The sequence below is a fragment of the Acidaminobacter sp. genome (assembly GCF_030247605.1).
Lineage (GTDB): Bacteria > Bacillota > Clostridia > Peptostreptococcales > Acidaminobacteraceae > Acidaminobacter.
The window spans coordinates 1-16,532 of the sequence record NZ_JAOTSB010000049.1; the positions used below are offsets into that span (position 1 = coordinate 1).

General features: G+C 48.9%; 9 protein-coding genes and 2 pseudogenes. 4 read left to right on the forward strand and 7 right to left on the reverse strand.

Annotated elements, in window-relative coordinates:
* The first annotated feature begins 17 nt into the window (after positions 1-17).
* Complete coding sequence (locus tag OEL90_RS14580) at positions 18-185, forward strand: zinc ribbon domain-containing protein (protein ID WP_331488139.1); 168 nt, start codon at positions 18-20, stop codon at positions 183-185.
* Positions 186-1,313: 1,128 nt separating this feature from the next.
* Here the strand turns inward: OEL90_RS14580 and OEL90_RS14585 are convergent.
* Both OEL90_RS14585 and OEL90_RS14590 read right to left on the reverse strand, forming a co-directional pair.
* Positions 1,314-4,379, reverse strand: a complete 3,066-nt coding sequence (locus OEL90_RS14585) for a DUF7507 domain-containing protein (RefSeq protein ID WP_300689768.1) — start codon at positions 4,377-4,379, stop codon at positions 1,314-1,316.
* 38 nt (positions 4,380-4,417) lie between these two features.
* On the reverse strand, positions 4,418-8,284 hold the full coding sequence (locus OEL90_RS14590) for a hypothetical protein (RefSeq protein WP_300689771.1): 3,867 nt from the start codon (positions 8,282-8,284) through the stop codon (positions 4,418-4,420).
* A gap of 484 nt (positions 8,285-8,768) precedes the next feature.
* On the opposite strand from OEL90_RS14590, the pseudogene OEL90_RS14595 reads away from it, so the two are divergent.
* Together OEL90_RS14595 and OEL90_RS15185 are read left to right on the forward strand one after the other, a co-directional pair.
* Positions 8,769-9,635 (forward strand): annotated as a pseudogene (locus OEL90_RS14595) (DUF1186 domain-containing protein); the annotation flags it as partial.
* A gap of 78 nt (positions 9,636-9,713) precedes the next feature.
* A pseudogene (locus OEL90_RS15185) lies at positions 9,714-9,791 on the forward strand (SEC-C metal-binding domain-containing protein); the annotation flags it as partial.
* Between the two features lie 350 nt (positions 9,792-10,141).
* Here the strand turns inward: OEL90_RS15185 and OEL90_RS14600 are convergent.
* The 3 genes from OEL90_RS14600 to OEL90_RS14610 all read right to left on the reverse strand — a co-directional run bounded on the left by OEL90_RS14600 (position 10,142) and on the right by OEL90_RS14610 (position 14,214).
* The gene (locus OEL90_RS14600) at positions 10,142-10,885 is read right to left on the reverse strand and encodes a class I SAM-dependent DNA methyltransferase (protein ID WP_291402342.1); all 744 of its coding nucleotides are present in this window, start codon (positions 10,883-10,885) and stop codon (positions 10,142-10,144) included.
* Between the two features lie 570 nt (positions 10,886-11,455).
* Positions 11,456-13,843 (reverse strand): PKD domain-containing protein, encoded by a 2,388-nt coding sequence (locus tag OEL90_RS14605; protein ID WP_300689776.1) that lies wholly within the window; start codon positions 13,841-13,843, stop codon positions 11,456-11,458.
* A 41-nt stretch (positions 13,844-13,884) separates the two neighbouring features.
* A complete protein-coding gene (locus OEL90_RS14610; protein WP_300689777.1) occupies positions 13,885-14,214 on the reverse strand; it encodes a hypothetical protein in 330 nt (109 codons plus the stop codon).
* 189 nt (positions 14,215-14,403) lie between these two features.
* Between OEL90_RS14610 and OEL90_RS14615 the strand changes: the two genes are divergently transcribed.
* Positions 14,404-15,564: a GGDEF domain-containing protein gene (locus OEL90_RS14615; protein WP_300689779.1), complete on the forward strand. Its 1,161-nt coding sequence runs from the start codon at positions 14,404-14,406 to the stop codon at positions 15,562-15,564.
* A gap of 111 nt (positions 15,565-15,675) precedes the next feature.
* On the opposite strand, the gene OEL90_RS14620 is transcribed toward OEL90_RS14615, so the two are convergent.
* Both OEL90_RS14620 and OEL90_RS14625 read right to left on the reverse strand, forming a co-directional pair.
* On the reverse strand, positions 15,676-15,939 hold the full coding sequence (locus OEL90_RS14620; protein WP_300689782.1) for a Txe/YoeB family addiction module toxin: 264 nt from the start codon (positions 15,937-15,939) through the stop codon (positions 15,676-15,678).
* Positions 15,932-16,201: a type II toxin-antitoxin system RelB/DinJ family antitoxin gene (locus OEL90_RS14625; protein ID WP_291402347.1), complete on the reverse strand. Its 270-nt coding sequence runs from the start codon at positions 16,199-16,201 to the stop codon at positions 15,932-15,934. The genes OEL90_RS14620 and OEL90_RS14625 overlap by 8 nt, the downstream gene beginning before the upstream one ends.
* Positions 16,202-16,532: the final 331 nt, after the last annotated feature.

Below are 16,532 nucleotides of genomic sequence, written 5' to 3' on the forward strand. Positions count from 1 at the left end.
GCTTTCCTTCAAGCCAATTGTGCTCAAATTGCGGATACAAGAATAAAGACGTTAAGAATCTGGCTGTTAGAAATTGGATTTGTCCGGAATGTGGTGCAATCCATGACAGAGATCTTAACGCAAGCATGAATATTAAGTATGAAGCCCTAAGGCTTCTAACCGCTGGTGCGGCGGGGATAGCCTAATAAAAAACTGTTCGTTAGAACGGTGTTCTTAGGAATCCCGTGACTTGAGTCATGGGAGGTTCAAGTAAAGAATTTTACTGTTTTCTATGTAGTCATAGATGAGTCTGCTAATGATGAGTCTGAATCTTCCATTTCAGAGAAAACAGTTGAAATTCGACGAATTTTATACAGTCAGAGAAATTACGATGAACTTCTTTGATTGGATAAGATAATCAATGGAATCATTATGTTGAGCCATCACAGCCATTGTGGTGGCTTTTTGCTGCCCTTCTCAAGACTTCTGCCGATGGTCACACATCCCTCAACCCACAAGGAGAGTAGTTAGCAGCTAGGACGATTGATCGACAAAGGACCAGGTTGCTTTTCTCTTGAGGCAATTGATTGTCAATGGTGCAACGAAAACACGCAGATTGGGGGTCGGATTAATTCTGGCAAGAGAAAAGCTAGGGACATGGAAAAGCGCATCCGGAAGAGCTCCGGAGGCGCTTGGTGAAGGCTTGCGATAAATTGTAGATCGATTTCACATAGTTCTTTTTCTGTACCTGGGAAAGCTCCGAAAAAGTCATCATTTTTTGAAAAAGGCAATTTTTTCAAGTTTAGAACATAGCAATTCCAACGCTTATAGCGATCAAAATTTAGCTGTTTTCAATCAAACAGTAGTATTTCGGAGGTTTCCCTGGTACCATAAATGAAGTTCATGAAGTTGTTTTTGATGAAAACTAGCAACATCAATCTTTTCAAATCATTTGAACGTCTACGTTCCGATAAACGTGCCAGGTACGGGGGTGTTATGAAGATCAAAGGACCAGGAGGCTTTTCTCAAGTGAGAAAGGGCGCATGATGAAAGCATTGGAATGTGTGGAATAGCAGTTGGATGGAATCTTGACAAGAGAAAAGCAAGAGACATGGAAAAGCGCCCCCGGATAGAGCTCCGGAGGCGCTTGGTGTTGGTTGCATTAAATTGTAGATCAATTTCTGAATTTCTTGATTTGTACCTGGCACCGTAATTGAAGTTCATGAAGTTGTTTTTGCTGAAAACTAGCAACAGCAGTCTTTTCAAATCAATTGAACGTCAGCGTTCCGAAAAACGTGCCAGGTACGGGGGTACGCACGGGGGTGCAGGAGACATTATGGCCTGTTCACTGTCACTGAGGATGGGCCACTAGGATCAAATACATAACCGGGCATACTGACATTTGTGATTGTGAAGGTGATTGTATCGACTTTTTTATTAATGTTAGTTGAAGAGATTGTACAGTTGCCATTGGTTGTCGTACCTGTACCCGTAGAACCATCGCTCCATGTGCCAGTGACAATGGCGCCATTGATCGCTTGATCAAGTGTGACGGTGACGTTCGCTTTCCATGTAACTTTGTTAATCCAGCTAGCTGCTGAGGTCAATTCAGTTACTTGAATATTTTGATCAGCGACATTGTCAACTTGCACGGTGATAGTTTTTTCTGTGAAATTGCCAGTAGAGGCAGCGGTTGCTTTAGCGGTAATGGTGTGTGATCCGTCATTAACACTTGTTGAGTCCCAAACAGCGTTCCAGCCATCTGTACCATCATTGTCGGTAATGAGAGGTGAAGTTGAACCATCAATAAAGAATTCAACCTTCTCAATACTGCCTTCTGTGATCGTCGCATTGACAGTGATTGGAACTGAGCTGTCGCTGACTTCAGCACCCTCAAAAGGCGATGTGAAGGTTACTTCTGGCTTAATGACAGGTGGTGGAGGTGGCGTAGGTGGCGTAAAGCCTGGTTTGTAGACAGTCACTTCACTATCTCCACTTGGATCGAACGCATAGCCAGCTAAAGTGACGTTGCTGATCGTGAAGGTCGTTGAATTAACCTTAGTGCTGATGTTGCCTGAAGTTATGACGCATACACCTGAACTGTTCGTAGTGCCTGTTCCAGCAGCACCTCCAGTCCAAATACCTGTGACAACAGCATTTTCTAACGCTGGATCGAGTGTGACAGTTACCCTTGCCCTCCAAGAATTTTTATTGACTGTTGATGAGCTGCCTTCGAGGGAGTCTACAGATATAGAACCTATTGGCGTAATATTTGGATCTGGGTATGGAAGCTCAAGCGTGTCTTCAGTAAGTGTGAAGTTATTATAAGCATCGAGAATCCAAGCCAGATAATTCAGGTTGGCTGCAAGCTCTTTGGAAATTGGATCATGCGTCAAGCCATTGAAGGAAATGGCAGTCAGCATTTCTTGAGCAAGATCTGCAGCCGGCGCTGCTAATTCAATAGGTGTGGAACCGACTACCATATTGAGACGATATGCGAGCAATTGCGCAGCCAGATTGAAGGCTGGATCACTTGCCATTTTCCTCAAACCGTCGATCGTCATTTTATTGAGCAGATTAACCGCAAACTCACCGGAAGGATCCGCGATATCGCGTTCCGTACCTCCAGGTAATTCAAGGAGGCCGATGGTTACTGTATTACCTGCCGCAGTGGCATCGAACAGTGTTTGGTCTAAGACAGGATCTTGATTCCCTTGGCTGCTTGCAAATGCAGCGTGGTTTTTCCAGAAACTAATCGTATATGGTGTGATGATGTCGCCAGAGCTGTTATTGACACTAATACTGTTGCTGAAACTGCGAATCACATCATTAGGAGTAAGTACTTTTACAAAATCGATCGATGCATCTGGATTAACCTTGAAGTTTACAGCATATTCAATAGCATCTTCGAATAAGGCACCTTCATTACCAATGAAAGTTGGTTTAAACCAGTTTTCACCATAGGTACCTGATACGAAGTCTGGGATGTAGTTAAATGGAACCGTTTCAACGAGTTGATATACAACACCTGTAGTCAGGTAATCACCAGTGAAGCTGAAATCAACGACGCCGCCATTGCCAGCGGTTGCTGTGCCGGTTGCGATAGTTGTTCCAAGTCCGTCTGGTGCGTCTTCCATGCTGGCGCCAGTTCTGATTTCAAATGGGAATGTAATGTCGCCAGTTATAGTTGACCCATTTACAGATTTGATGAGACTTGGATCGAGGAAAATGTCAACCTCGGCACTGTCGCTTGAGTCGTCATAGTTTTCATCGTCGTCGTAAGCTCTTACCGTTACAGTGTTGGTGTGGGTACTGCCGACATTGCCAGAAACATAACCGACGAAGGTGAAGGTGAAGCTGTCTCCAGCCTGGCCTTCCGGCGCGAGGATGATGTCCGTGTCGCCATTTTGTGCTTTGGCGGTGGCCAGCAAATCGCCGAACTTGTCGTCCATGATGCTCGTAACGGTGACTTCTTCTTCACAAGTGTTGCTGATCACTACTGTGAAAGTGACATCTGCACCTGGGAAGAGGACGAAGTCGACGCTTGGAGACTTGGTTACGGTGATTTCTGGGAGAATGTCGGTGAAGGTGACGGTTGCGTCGTCGAAGTCGGAGGCTTCGTTGGCATCGTCGTCGACGGCTTTGACCGTAACTGTATTGATGTGAGGTAATAGCGGCGAGCCGGAGGAAAGCGTTCTCTTGATTGAGAATGAGAAAGTTCCACCAGGGGCAAGGACGATGTCCTCGTCACTATTATGGCTCTCAGCTTCTGCAAGGAGATCGTCGAATACGTCATCATTGAGACTGGTGACTTTAAGTGTTACGTTGCCTGTGTTGGTGATGAGGAATGTGAACTCAACTTCGCCACCGGTTTCAGGAATGTTGGTAGGGTTAGCTGATTTGTCGATGGTGATGGCCGGCATTGGAACAGCCGTGACGGTTTCGCTGTCCGGTTCGGACTCAGTGGTACCGTCCGTCGCGTAAGCGGTGTTGGTGACAGAACCTGCGTCCAGGTCAGCCTGCGTGATGGTGTAGCTGGCCGTGAAATCGGCCGTAGCGCCAGGAGCGAGGGAATCGACGGAAACAGGGCTGGTAGTGGCTTTGTCATCGACGACGGAAACGTTGTAAAGCGTGACGTTACCGGTGTTGGTGACCACGTAGCTGTAGCTGATAGTATCGCCGACTGCATCGTAAGTGGCAGGTGCTGCCGTCTTGACGATGGTCAGAGCCGGCATTGGAACAGCCGTGACGGTTTCGCTGTCCGGTTCGGACTCAGTGGTGCCGTCCGTCGCGTAAGCGGTGTTGGTGACAGAACCTGCGTCCAGGTCAGCCTGCGTGATGGTGTAGCTGGCCGTGAAATCGGCCGTAGCGCCAGGAGCGAGGGAATCGTATGTTAACAAATTTTAATAAAAAATGGAAAATTTTTTGTTTGAGTGCGTTACCTCCTCGCCTTCAACTCATTATAACTCGCAATCCCAATTAGGGTCAGACCTGCCATCAGCAAATAGGCCCACCAAGGCAGGCTCTGCCAAAAGCCGCGGGTTTGGAAGATGGCGTTGGCCAGCAGCGCCGCCGCGCCGGTGAAGAAGTAATCCCGGCGGTGGCCCTGCATGCCGTAAAACAGCGCGACCAGGGACAGAACGCCAAGGATCAGGGCGTCGGTCAGCAGGTCATATGACAGTATTTCCACGAACAAGGTCAAGGCGATTAAAACTAAGACTGCCGCTTCGATCCAGCGCAGGATCCGATCATAAGCTTTCCACTGCCATGGGGTGAGGACGGTGACCATCGGCAGAAGGGGGAGGAGTCTGAGCTCAGTCAGAAATTGCTTTGACGGCTGGAGCAGGTCGAGGGTGATCCAATACGGGAGCAGGAGGGAGATAAACCAGAGGGTGTTCGCGATTCGGCGGCCAAGGCCAGAGCCGGCGCGGCCGCGCTGCATAAATAGGAGAGCGGTGAGTTCGAGGGGCGGCAGGAGCCTGAGCCAGCCGGGGTTTGACATGTCCGTCAGGACGGTCTGGGATAAGAGGATCATCAGCAGGGCATTCAGGGTGTAGCCGTCCAGGGTGCCAAAACCTCGGAGAGAGCGGTGGCTCGTGTTTTCCGGAGCAGGCGCGGTTGGGGCGACGACATACAGCTGTTTCAGAAGTCGGTTTCCGGCCAGGGCCAGAAGCGCCGTCAGAACGGCCAGGAAGGCCAGCATAGTGGTGTGCTGACCATAGAAAGCGCCCCGGTTGAGGCTCTCGGCGGAGAGAAACAGCGGCAGCAGCGCCACAAGGCTAAAGCCTTCCAGATCGCTGCGGCGCATCAGATAGAGTGCCGTGACCAGGGATATGACAACGCCACTGAAGTGGGTCAGCTCAGAAGCTGGCCGCGCGGCGAGCATGGCAGCACCAAGCCAGGCGGAGGGGATCAGGAACCAGAGGGTCCATCGCTGTATTGGCCCTTTCAGGAAGTGCCAGATTATAAACAGGATCAGGCTGAACACTGGCAGGACGAAGCCGTTCCAATTGGGATTCAATTTCAAGGCGTTGAATAGAGACATAACCGTCAGCCCGCCGCTGATATAGGCGCTGTAGAGAAAGGCACAGCTCAGGACAGTCTGGCTTTGAGGCTGAAGCGCGGAGGGCTCCACTTGCTTTATTTCAAACATTCGGAAGCTGTAAAGGTAAATCAGTACGGCGGCCGTGAATACTGGTGGAAAGTCGCCATAATCCTGTAAGAGCAGAAGGATTGCTGCCGGGAATAAGACGTGGGCGATCCAAAAGAAGGTCGTCGTCAGCTGCCGTTCGAAGCGCTTGAGCGAAACAGCCATTAGGAACAAGACCAATGTTGCCAGGGCGCTGTGGAGCTCAAGGCTGTATCCGCCCTTTGAGGTGGATAGGACCAGCTGCGGGTCGATCAGTCTGTAAACAGTGAGCAGCTCAATCATGGTCAGGACTGGCAGGCTCCAAGACAGGACAGTAGTTATACGTGGGGAAAGACTACCCGGTGTACGTTGTGAGATTTGAAGGGCTTGAGAGAGGTGCGGAACTTGAGGGACTCGAGGGACATTAGCGGTTTGAGGTGTTGATATTGACGCTGACACAGGCGTAAGTTGGCGCTTCTGTCTGAAGTAAGTCAGCGTCAACAGGCCAATCAGCGCGCCCAGTACCAGAATGCCCGTGAGCCAGTGCCCTTCCCAGACCGCCATGAGATAAGACAACCCCATGACCATCACGGCCACGACCCCGCTGCTGCCGCGGACTCTTTGGATGGCTTTCCAAGGATTGAAGGCATATAGAAGCAGGAACATAGCCGCGCCAAACCCGCCCATGTGGCCTGCATACAGATACGCCGCATTGCTTAGGTGGATCAAGTCATAGCCCTGATGGGCCACGGAAGTCAACAGGACAGGAAAAGCCCAGGCATAAGGCCGCTCGCCGGTTTTCACTGCAAGCACCAAGGCGTTCAGGGTAATCAGCACCAGGCCGGCCAGCGCTGTCCAGGAAGGCCGCGCTTCCAGTAGGGTCAGGCTGGTGAGCTGGATGTAGATAAAGGTAATGAGGGCCGCGGCGGCGCTGAGAGCGCGATAAAGGCGCTGCAATGCGTCTCTTTGGCCGGATGCCAACGACAAGCCCAGGAAGGCAAAGCCGGTTACGGAAAAGAGAATCAGATCCAGAGACCTCAGGCCGGAATGCTCCACAAACTGATAGAGCCCAGCCATCAGAAGAAGACCTGCCGGAATGCTGTATTCCTTTTCCCACCGGGTGAAGACCATGACGGTAAAAAGGACGGAGGCCATCAGCAGATTGATCCCCTGAAATCTTGGCTCCTCAAATACGACCAGCATCAGCGCCGAGCTGATCGAAAGGTTCACCGGCACGAACCGGTGGAGCTCCTTATGAAATGACTGCAGCACGACCGGCACCTTTTGCCCTAAGCCCGCCAGCACAAACAGGCCGTTGATCAGCGCTATACCAAGATAGAAGCGGTCCACCCCAAGGCGCAGTGACGCAATGGCGAAGCCGGCGCCCAGACTGACCGCCGTCAGCGTCATCCAGGCAAAAATGCGATTGTTGAATTTCAGCGTACTGTAGCCGTAAACCAGCGCGGAAGCGGCCATACTGATCAATCCCAGCACATACTTCCCATCGCCTTGAAGCGACAGCCATTTTCCAAACAGCTCGAAATAGCCAATCGAAAGAAAAATCACCGGCACGAACAGCGCCCCCAGCACCCAAAAGGCAAAAGAGGTCTTTTCGATGTGCAGCTTTTTCTCCGCCAGCAGGCTGACGCTAAAGAACAGCACCGCCACCAGCAGGATCAGCGCCGTCTTGAGGGCACTGCTGAACAGGCTCCAGTTGCTCGTGGCAAAGATGGTGCCTGCTAGCATGACGAATAACACTCCAAGAACGAGGACCAGGGTGATGTTGCGGTCGCGGAGTTCCTGCTTTGAGAGGACCCTTCTCGTCTGCGCTGCCTGTGCCGCGTTTTGTGCTGCCGCCGCTTCCCGGGCGGCCTTTTCGCTCTCCGCCTTCTGGGTCAGCGTGACATTCAGCTGACGGTGGGCGCTCAGCACTTGGATCAGCGTCTCTTCTGTTATGAGGCCGGCCCCGCGAAGCCGCCTGAGTTCCAGCTCGAAACCGCTGCGGTGCTCGTCCGGGAAGTTGTTATGGCGGGACGGGTTGGGGGTTGGGTGACCATCGGCTAAAACAAAGCTTTTGGGGCTCCCTGCCGATGGTTCCAGTACCGCCTCCGCCGCCGAAGCCACAGCCCCAGTCAAAGGGGAACCTGGCAAGGTTTCGGGCTCTCGCATCCTCGTATTAAGGTTCTCAGACACCTCAGCGCGGATCTGCTCAGGCGCGGGCGGAGCTCCAAAAATCTCTTTTCTTCGTCTGAAATAGTTGTGGTTGGGGAAGCACCACAGCATAAACACAATGATGCCCAGGGTGGACTCAATAAATAAGTCGTAGGACCGGCCCTGCGCCACCGTGATTAAAGCGCTGACCAGCACGTAGCCAAACAGCGACCAAAAGGACACTTGAATCAGGAGATGGGCGCGGCGCGAAAGACTCAGCGCTTCGGCAAAGGTCCAGGCGCAGACTATGAGGATGGCAACAAAATAAAGAAGCCAGATCAGGTTGCTCAGCCTGGCCCAAATGCCAGTGGAACTTTCCGCGAACATCTGAATCTGGGCGGCGGTCAGAAGGGCATTGATTATAAAATAAACTGGCAGAAAGATAAAGACGTAGAACCACAGCCACTTCGTTCGCAGGCCGGATTCCTTTCTTTGCCGGTTGAAGCTCAAACCTCTGGAACTCATACGCTCACCTCCAGTTTGGTTAGTTTATACCCCGAAAAAGGGCAGGATGGCGCGGGAGGTGGGAGTGGGGTAAAATAAATGGAACTGCTTGACAAATATTTGGGCGTGAGGGCCGGCGCGATTGGAATTGAGTGGTGCGGTGTGGCGTGATGTGGCGTGGGAATGACCATCGGCAGAAATCCTTGAAATGGGTGCTGGAATTATTATAGAATTTAATTAATGTGATGGCGTGATCTCTCGGTTCAGAACTATGTAATCCGAAAGGATATTGTCCCTAAAACCATAAATCTCAGAAAGGGTGAATTTAACAATGGAAAACCAGAGATTGAAAAAGGAAATGCTTTCTGCGATCGACAACCAGATAGAAATGAATGATCCGAAATGCGTCAAAAGGACATTTGAAAGGCTGATCGCTGCCGGAATCTCAAAGAAAGCTGCAAAAGAGAGGATGGCTGCGGTTTTGATTGAGGAAATGTTTTCCGTGATGACCGAGGGCAGGAAATTTGATGAGTCGCTCTATGAGAAAAAACTCAGCGCTTTGGTCGGGGATCAGGATGAGGATGAGTATGGGCTTGAGGATAGCAGTGTAGGCGCAGAACTTAACGACGGGTCTGATTATTCCAATGAGCCCATTGACGCCCTGCTGGAAAAAATTGCTTACAACAACGGTTACTTTCCGCGGGAGATCCTGGAAACGCTGATTCTTCGAAAAGAGGAGGCGATCCCGGAGCTGCTGAAAGTGCTTAAAATGGTCAACGAGTCGCCGGTAAAATATTCCAAGGAGAAAGCCTATATGGGCCATTTGTATGCGGCCCATTTATTGGCACAGTTCAGGGTTAAAGAAGCCTATCCCATCTTGGTGGAATTAATGAGCCTTCCCGGGGAGTTGTCCCATGAAGTATTTGGGGACGGCATTACCGAAGTCGGCGGCAGGTTGCTAGCGTCTGTTTGTCATGGAGACTTGAGCCTGATCAAAGCTCTGGCGGAAAACAGCAAAGCGGATGATTTTATGAGGATCCAGGCCGTCAAGGCCTTAGCTGTACTGGTGCTGCAAGGCGAGCTCGAACGGTCGTCCGTAGTGGCGTATTACCGTCAGCTGCTTCTGGACCCGGATGTTCGAAAAAGGCCGGAATTGCTTTCTCTTCTAATCATTACGTGCTGTGATCTCTATCCGGAAGAAGTGTATGAGGACATCAAGGAAATTTTCAAACTGAAATTGAATGATAGACAAATTATTGGCATCGATTCAGTTGAAGAGGACATGTTTGTTGGCAAAAGTGCCAGGCTGGAAGCTTCAAAACAGAACATGCATTTGCAATTTATCGATGATACGATCTCAGAGATGGAGGACTGGTTCTGTTTCACTGAAAATTTTAGAAAATATTTTAATGGCAAGTCAGAGCCATCTAAGCTTCAAGAAATCGTACCTAAAAAACCAAAAATTGGACGGAATGATCCGTGCCCATGCGGGAGCGGTAAGAAATATAAGAAGTGCTGTGGGAAGTAGACGGTAAACTTTGTGTGAGAGGATGTGCTTTTGAGACCATCGGCAGAGCTTTCTAAAAGCTTTAAAACGCTTTTAAAGGAGGGCTTTAGCCGATGGTTTTTCATGTCCATCATAAGCATGGAAAAGCGCCCCGGGACTGAGTTCCGGAGGCGATTGGTGTGAGTTGCCATCAAATTGTGATTCAATTTCACTTATTTCTTTTTCTGTACCTGGCACCATGAGTGAAGTTGATGAAGTTGTTTTTGTTGATAACTAGCTGTAACAATCTTTTCAAATCATTTGAAAGTCATCGTTCCGAAAAACGTGCCAGGTACGGGGGTGAAGTTTCTGAAAGGCAAAACGCAACTCCCTCACACCCCTAAAGTCCCAACAAACACCTTAAGCTTATACACCCCATCCTCAAGCAGGTACTTGTCATAAAGATGGTCTAAATTCATTAGTTCAACCTTGAAGTTGAGTCCCTCGAAAATCCCCATCCATTCGTCATAAGAAAACAACCCAAGGGTGTGAACTTCATGATGGATCTCCAAGCGTCCGCTCTGGCGGATCAGATAGACTATAGTCGCCTCATAGGTTGTGTCAGATACGATATGGTTATTCTCCAGCACCGTAATGTGCGTGTTGTCGGCTTCGCCGGTGTACGCAAAATTGTTGTTCCTGAATTCTTCCTTCGTATGCGTGACGACCAGCAGCACACCGTCGCGCTTCAGGTGCGCTGCTGCGTTTGACAAAGCAGCGCTCAGGTCCTCCAGGGTGCACATGTACATGATCGAATCCGGGATGGCCACAACGTCAAATTTTCTGCCAAGACGGATCGTTCTCATGTCCCCCAGCAGATATTGGATTTCCGGGTTTCTGCTCCTGGCGATTTCCAGCATCCCCTCGCTTAAATCCACGCCGGTCACTGAAAAGTGCTGTTTGAAATGGTAGTCGTGCCCTCCGGCGCCGCAGCCCAAATGCAGCATGGTGGGAGACGACGCGGAAAGATGCGTTTTGATCAAGTTGACATAAGTTGTCGCTTCTACTTCGAAATCCTCCGGCCGGGCTAAAATAGTATCCGTCCAAGCGAGCTGGTTGTAAGAGATCCAGTTCATGGCCTTCACCTCACTGAATTTGTTGGTCATTCAAGTTGAATTCTTCAGTCGCGTTTGGCGCGTTGTTCCTGGTGCTGACTTCGATTAAACGTTTGGGACAATGGTTGAACTCATAGGTAGTGTAGTTATACCCAAAATTTCTGCCAGAAAATAATCAGAAAGCATCCGCCGATAGTCACCCATCCCACCACCCAACTAGGAGTAACTTTATCCAATTAGGTCGATTGATCGGCAAAAGACCAGGTGGCTTTTCTCTTGATATGAGTGATTATTAGTGGTGCAGCGGAAATGTGCAGATTGGGGATCGGATCAATACTGACAAGAGAAAAGCTAGGGACATGGAAAAGCGCCCCCGGAGAGAGCCCCGGAGGCGCTTGGTGTGAGTTGCTATCAAATTGTGAATCAATTTCACCTATTTCTTTTTCTGTACCTGACACCCCGAACGAAGTTGAAGAAGATGTTTTTGCTGAAAACCAGCAACATGAATCTTTTCAAATTATTTTAACGTCAGCATTCCGAAAAACGTGCCAGGTACAGAGTGAAAGATGCCATTTTCCAGGATAAGTAATTTTAAATCCCAAGAATCCCACGCAGGGCTTCCTGATATTTTCCAACTGCAATCAGGTGATTTCCTGAAGCGAGTGCTTGATCCCCTGAGATTACGAGAAGTTTGGAGGCGTCAATCTTCTTAAGCTGTTTAGCCTTGGTGGCGATCGCTGCCGCGTCGTTAATTTCGCCAACTGTAATGGACTTGGCTGCCAAGGCCAGCAGGCCTTTTTCGATTGACAGATCCAGACCAGGCGTCGCTGCTTCTGCAGCATCGAGATATTTAATGGCTTGCTTGATCATTTCAAGTGCGGTGAGCTGCTGATTCAAATTAAGCATGTCGAGACCGCCATTGGCAGCAATGCTGTCTTTTTCTCCCTGGAGTCTGCCGATGGCTGCTTTAATGTTCGGATCATCTGCCATCGGCATCAACATTTCAATGACACTCTCGAGAGCGCCGGAAGCGTCCACAACAGTGATTGGGATCGACTCTGAGCCAACGCCAAAGTCATCATCGAAGACCTGTAAGGTGATGGTCAGCTCTCCCGGAACCTGATAAATATGAGAGTGCGCTATGCTGCCCGTGACGCCGCCTGTGGAATCTGTAAAGGCAGAGAATACAGCGTCGTATGGTGACACATCTCCCCATAGTAGTTTAGCGAAGTGGGTATCAGCCGTACCAGCGTCGGTAAAGCTGGCAGTCATATTGACTTCGAGATTGATTAAAGCGACGGGCACATCCAGACCAATATCCATATCGGTTTCGTCAAAGAGACGGTCTATGCTGACCTCTGGGGCGACGTTTTCGGCAGTTATGACGACTTCGTCTGTATCTGAGGCTCCATAGTTATCTGTAACGGTAAAAGTGAAAGTATAGGTGCCATTGTCATCAGGAACGAAGCTTAAGGTGTCCGTTGCTGTGTCTGGAATGGCCTGTCCGTTGGTTGCGGATTCCAAATGCCACAGCAGGGTATGGGTATCTTCCACGTTCGGATCTTCGAAGGTGCCGGACAGAGTGACTGTATCGCCTTCATCGACGGTCTGATCCTCTCCGGCATGGGCGACAGGTGGCATGTTTGGAAGAATAATACGAAATGCGATGTAGGAATAATATTGGTCATCCCCTGCGCCTGCACTGGTCAAAGTGGTTCCACACATGCCAGCGACATCACCTGTAATGTTGCCGGTAGCCAGATCGATGACAATATCGAGATCGCGTGGCCCTTCCTTTGGATCGAGGTCTGTCTTTTCATCAGGATTCGGATCGTCGTCCTCATCATAAATTTGAATACAGACTTGTTTTTGCCCCTCCAGCCCGACATATCGGCCAAATGCCCAATATGGATGAATGTGATCAATATCTTCTACTTGATCCCCCTCATTTCTGAAATTAGCGCCTTCGATGCTGACAACGGCATAAAAGTCAGCACCCCAGGCGGGATCTTCATGTGGATCCTGCGCATCCACTTCGTCAATGATGACCGTCAGATAGTTTCTGCTTTGGCTGGCTTCCTCGAAGAGCTTGTAAAGGGCTGCAACGGCGCGAATGCCATAGGAATAGCAATATTCCCGAATTGCGGCCACGTCTTCGAAGGAATCCAGGTCATCTTGAGTCCTCGGATAGGTGATCTGACTTTGAGGTGTTGAACTGGTGAAACCCAGATTGTCGTTGTATACATCTGTCATCCAGTTTGCCCCGTTCTCCGACCATGAATCATTCAGATCTCCATTTGAAGTGACATCTCCATCCTCATCATCAGAAGGGAACATGTCAGCGACTTGATTGGTCGTATAGAAGAGATAATAAAGTGGATCAGAGACTCCTTCGGGAATTTGGATTGGACCTTTTGCGACAAGGCTGTCCAATTCAAAACTTGATAAGTAAGCGGTCGGGAACTCCATCCAGTCTTCATAGATGTCCGTTTTATGTGAGTCTTCATGGACATGGGCTGGTACAGACATGTCGGCCAATAGGTGAGTGACATGACCTAATGCTTCAAAAGCTTTTGGCTTATCGCCCTTCGCATACTCTCCAAGAGCGATGCCCCATAGGATCTGTGCCTTCTGCCAGGCGTTCGGGCTGTTGTCTCCAACGACAACCATATCTACTTGATCACCTGGTCCGTTGTCTGCGTCCCAGAAGTGAGTGATGGTCGTAAATAATTCGGTGCGGTCGAAAATGTGATCTTTTAGATCCTCATGTCGAGCGCCATCTTTTACGTATGAAAGATAATTTCCAAGTTCGTCGTTTTGATAGATATCATAAGCGTAGAGGTCAACAAATTGGTGAACGGGATCATGACCGTCATAATCTGTCCAAAGGGCGAAGGATACTCGCATAGGCATTGTCAGAAGAGAGAGGATTAAATACAGGGACAATGTTCTTTTAATAAGTAAATTATGGACTTTCATCTTGGATAACCCCTTTCTGTTAAACAAAGACCCTGGTGATGTCATCCAGAGGAATAGATTGTTATAATATTAGTGTGGGTGTTTTCATCATCATTCGCATCGCTCCTATCCTCAAAAGCAAAAGAACCGACCAAAAGGTCGGTTACGCTATTGGCTCCATCCGGATTATAAGCGTCCAATAAAGTCCGGAATTCAATGCCTCCAAAAGTTTTAATTTTAACACAATTTTCATTTTGAAATCCAATGTATTTATACCCGTTTTTTAAGAAGTGAAAAGTGTTATGTAAACCAAAATGCTGATTCGGTGAGTTGATTTGCCAATCTGGATTCCGATTTCTCATCTTCGAAGGATGTTGAGGTTCGAAAAGCATACCAGGTTCCTCTTGTTATACTTCTATAGGTAGGATCCGGCTGTTCAAAAAAATTAACCATAGATGCTGGGGTAGACGCTTAGCTAGCGAGATACTTAAAGCGTTGAACTCTTCCCCATCTTGATTCCATTCCAAATCGCGATATAATAGAAGGAAACCATCGGCAAAACCGCCTTAAGGAGGCCTTGCATGGATCTGTTTATACGACTGGATATTAACCTGTTCGCCGCGCTGATCTTATTGATTCTGCTGTTCAACGGCAAGGTTTCGACTGGCATGAGCACGAAGACCAATCTCATTTTCAGCCGGCTTACAGCGCTGGTTCTGATCCTCACTTTGTCTGAGATCATCAGCTTTGCGGTGGATCTGCGGCCGGGCGACATGATGCCGACGCTGAATTACCTCAGCAACCTGATGCTCTTTCTGCTTGCGCCCTTTGCCATCAGCCTCTGGGCGGAATATGTCGAGCATTATCTCCTCCGTGATGTGCCCGACCTGAAGGCCAGGCGGCTGATCCGGGCGGTACCCATCCTGGTCATTTTCGTGTTGGTGCTCATCAACCCGGTCAGCGGCTACCTCTTTAAGATACTACCCGGCAACGTGTACGAGCGCGGCCCGCTGTTCGTTCACCAGATTCTGCTTAACACCGTCATTGTCGCCCAGGCTTATGTGACCCTGTACCGCAACCGCCGCAGCCTCGATACGGCCAAGCTGATCTCCCTCGCTGCCTTTCCTCTTCTGCCGATGGTCGGTGTCCTCATCCAGCTCACCTTCTACGGCACCACCATGATCTGGAGCAATATGACCCTGGCTCTGCTGCTGATCTTCCTGAATGTCCAGAAGTCACTGCTGTTGGTGGATAGCCTGACGGGGATCGACAACCGGCGAAGCGTGGACAATCTGATCGATTCCATGAGCGAGCGGCGCAGGGATGTGCTCTATGGCGGCATGATGCTGGATCTCGACAATTTGAAGGAAATCAACGATGTTTATGGTCACGCCACAGGCGACCTCGCCATCAAGCGGGCTGCGGAGATTATCAAGGGCTCACTTCGAAAAGGCGATTTCGTCGCCCGCTATGCCGGGGATGAGTTTTTTGTGGTGATTGAAGTGGCGGAATCCCAGGCGCTTACAAGGGCTGTGGAGCGGATTCAAAAGGCTTTTTACGACTACAACCGGGACTCGGCTGAGGCCTGGGAAATCAACGTCAGCATTGGCTATGATACTTTCCGGTATGAATCTGCGGAGTCTGTGGACCAGGCTATGCGCCGCATTGATGACCTGATGTATCAGGAGAAGAAGCGGCGGAAGATGGAGCGGCGGCTCGCGGCGGACATGGAGCTGACGTAGGTTGGAAGACTTAATCAAAAGATCGTTATTTAGAGGTTTTTCAGTTCCGGAAATACAGCAGATGATTACTTTAATGTAAAAGAGTGCAGCCATCATTAAGCTGCACTCTTTTTACTTATCTCTATAATGAGAACCACATTGAGCAATTTCTATCTGTCCATTTTCGATTCGGTAAATAAGACGGTTACTGTCATCGATTCGCCTGCTCCAAAAGCCATGAAACTCATGCTTTAATGGCTCGGGTTTGCCTATCCCGTCATAACCGTTGCGGTCCACGTCTTTCAGCAGCTGATTTATACGTTTTAGCGTTTTTCTGTCCTGCGTTTGCCAATACAGATAATCTTCCCAAGCAGAATCATGCCATACTTTATTCATCATCATCCTCAATTAGATCATGAACTTTTCCCTTGCCTGCCTTGAGATCAGCAATAGATTTTCTTAATCTTGCTTGATTGACTTCGCTGTAAAACGGGTCGCTATCAGCAGAGATTTCAAAAGGAATTCTATTTTGGCGTACTGCTGCTTTTGCGAAAACACAAAAAGCTGTTGTCATACTCATTCCGATTTCAGAACAAAAAGCATCAAATTGTTTTTTTAAATTTTCATCCATTCGGATATTAATATTTGTTTGTGCCATCGAAAACACATCCTTTCCCTATTGGCATACTAATTATACTATAAATAAACGCGCATTGTCAATAAATATACACTTTTATATTGATATTTATTCCAATTTCATTTTTCTACCTGTCACCACAAGTGAAGTTGATGAAGTTGTTTTTGCTGAAAACAAGTTATTTCAAGCTTTTCAAAAATATTTATCGTCAGCGTTCCGAAAACTGTGCCAGATACCACAAGAAGTCAATGGTGGTAATTGGCAAAAACATCCCCCTAAGGGGTCGGTTCAGATCCCTTATTTCAGCTTCATAACCGGTTTGGATTCAAACCCTACTTCCCGTTCAAATAAC

Coding starts and splice junctions, on each gene's coding strand:
- OEL90_RS14590 (WP_300689771.1), bottom strand. CDS start 8,284: ATGAGTTCCAGAGGTTTGAGCTTCAACCGGCAAAGAAAGGAATCCGGC.
- OEL90_RS14610 (WP_300689777.1), bottom strand. CDS start 14,214: ATGCTTTTCGAACCTCAACATCCTTCGAAGATGAGAAATCGGAATCCA.
- OEL90_RS14625 (WP_291402347.1), bottom strand. CDS start 16,201: ATGGCACAAACAAATATTAATATCCGAATGGATGAAAATTTAAAAAAA.
- OEL90_RS14615 (WP_300689779.1), top strand. CDS start 14,404: ATGGATCTGTTTATACGACTGGATATTAACCTGTTCGCCGCGCTGATC.
- OEL90_RS14600 (WP_291402342.1), bottom strand. CDS start 10,885: ATGAACTGGATCTCTTACAACCAGCTCGCTTGGACGGATACTATTTTA.
- OEL90_RS14620 (WP_300689782.1), bottom strand. CDS start 15,939: ATGAATAAAGTATGGCATGATTCTGCTTGGGAAGATTATCTGTATTGG.
- OEL90_RS14605 (WP_300689776.1), bottom strand. CDS start 13,843: ATGAAAGTCCATAATTTACTTATTAAAAGAACATTGTCCCTGTATTTA.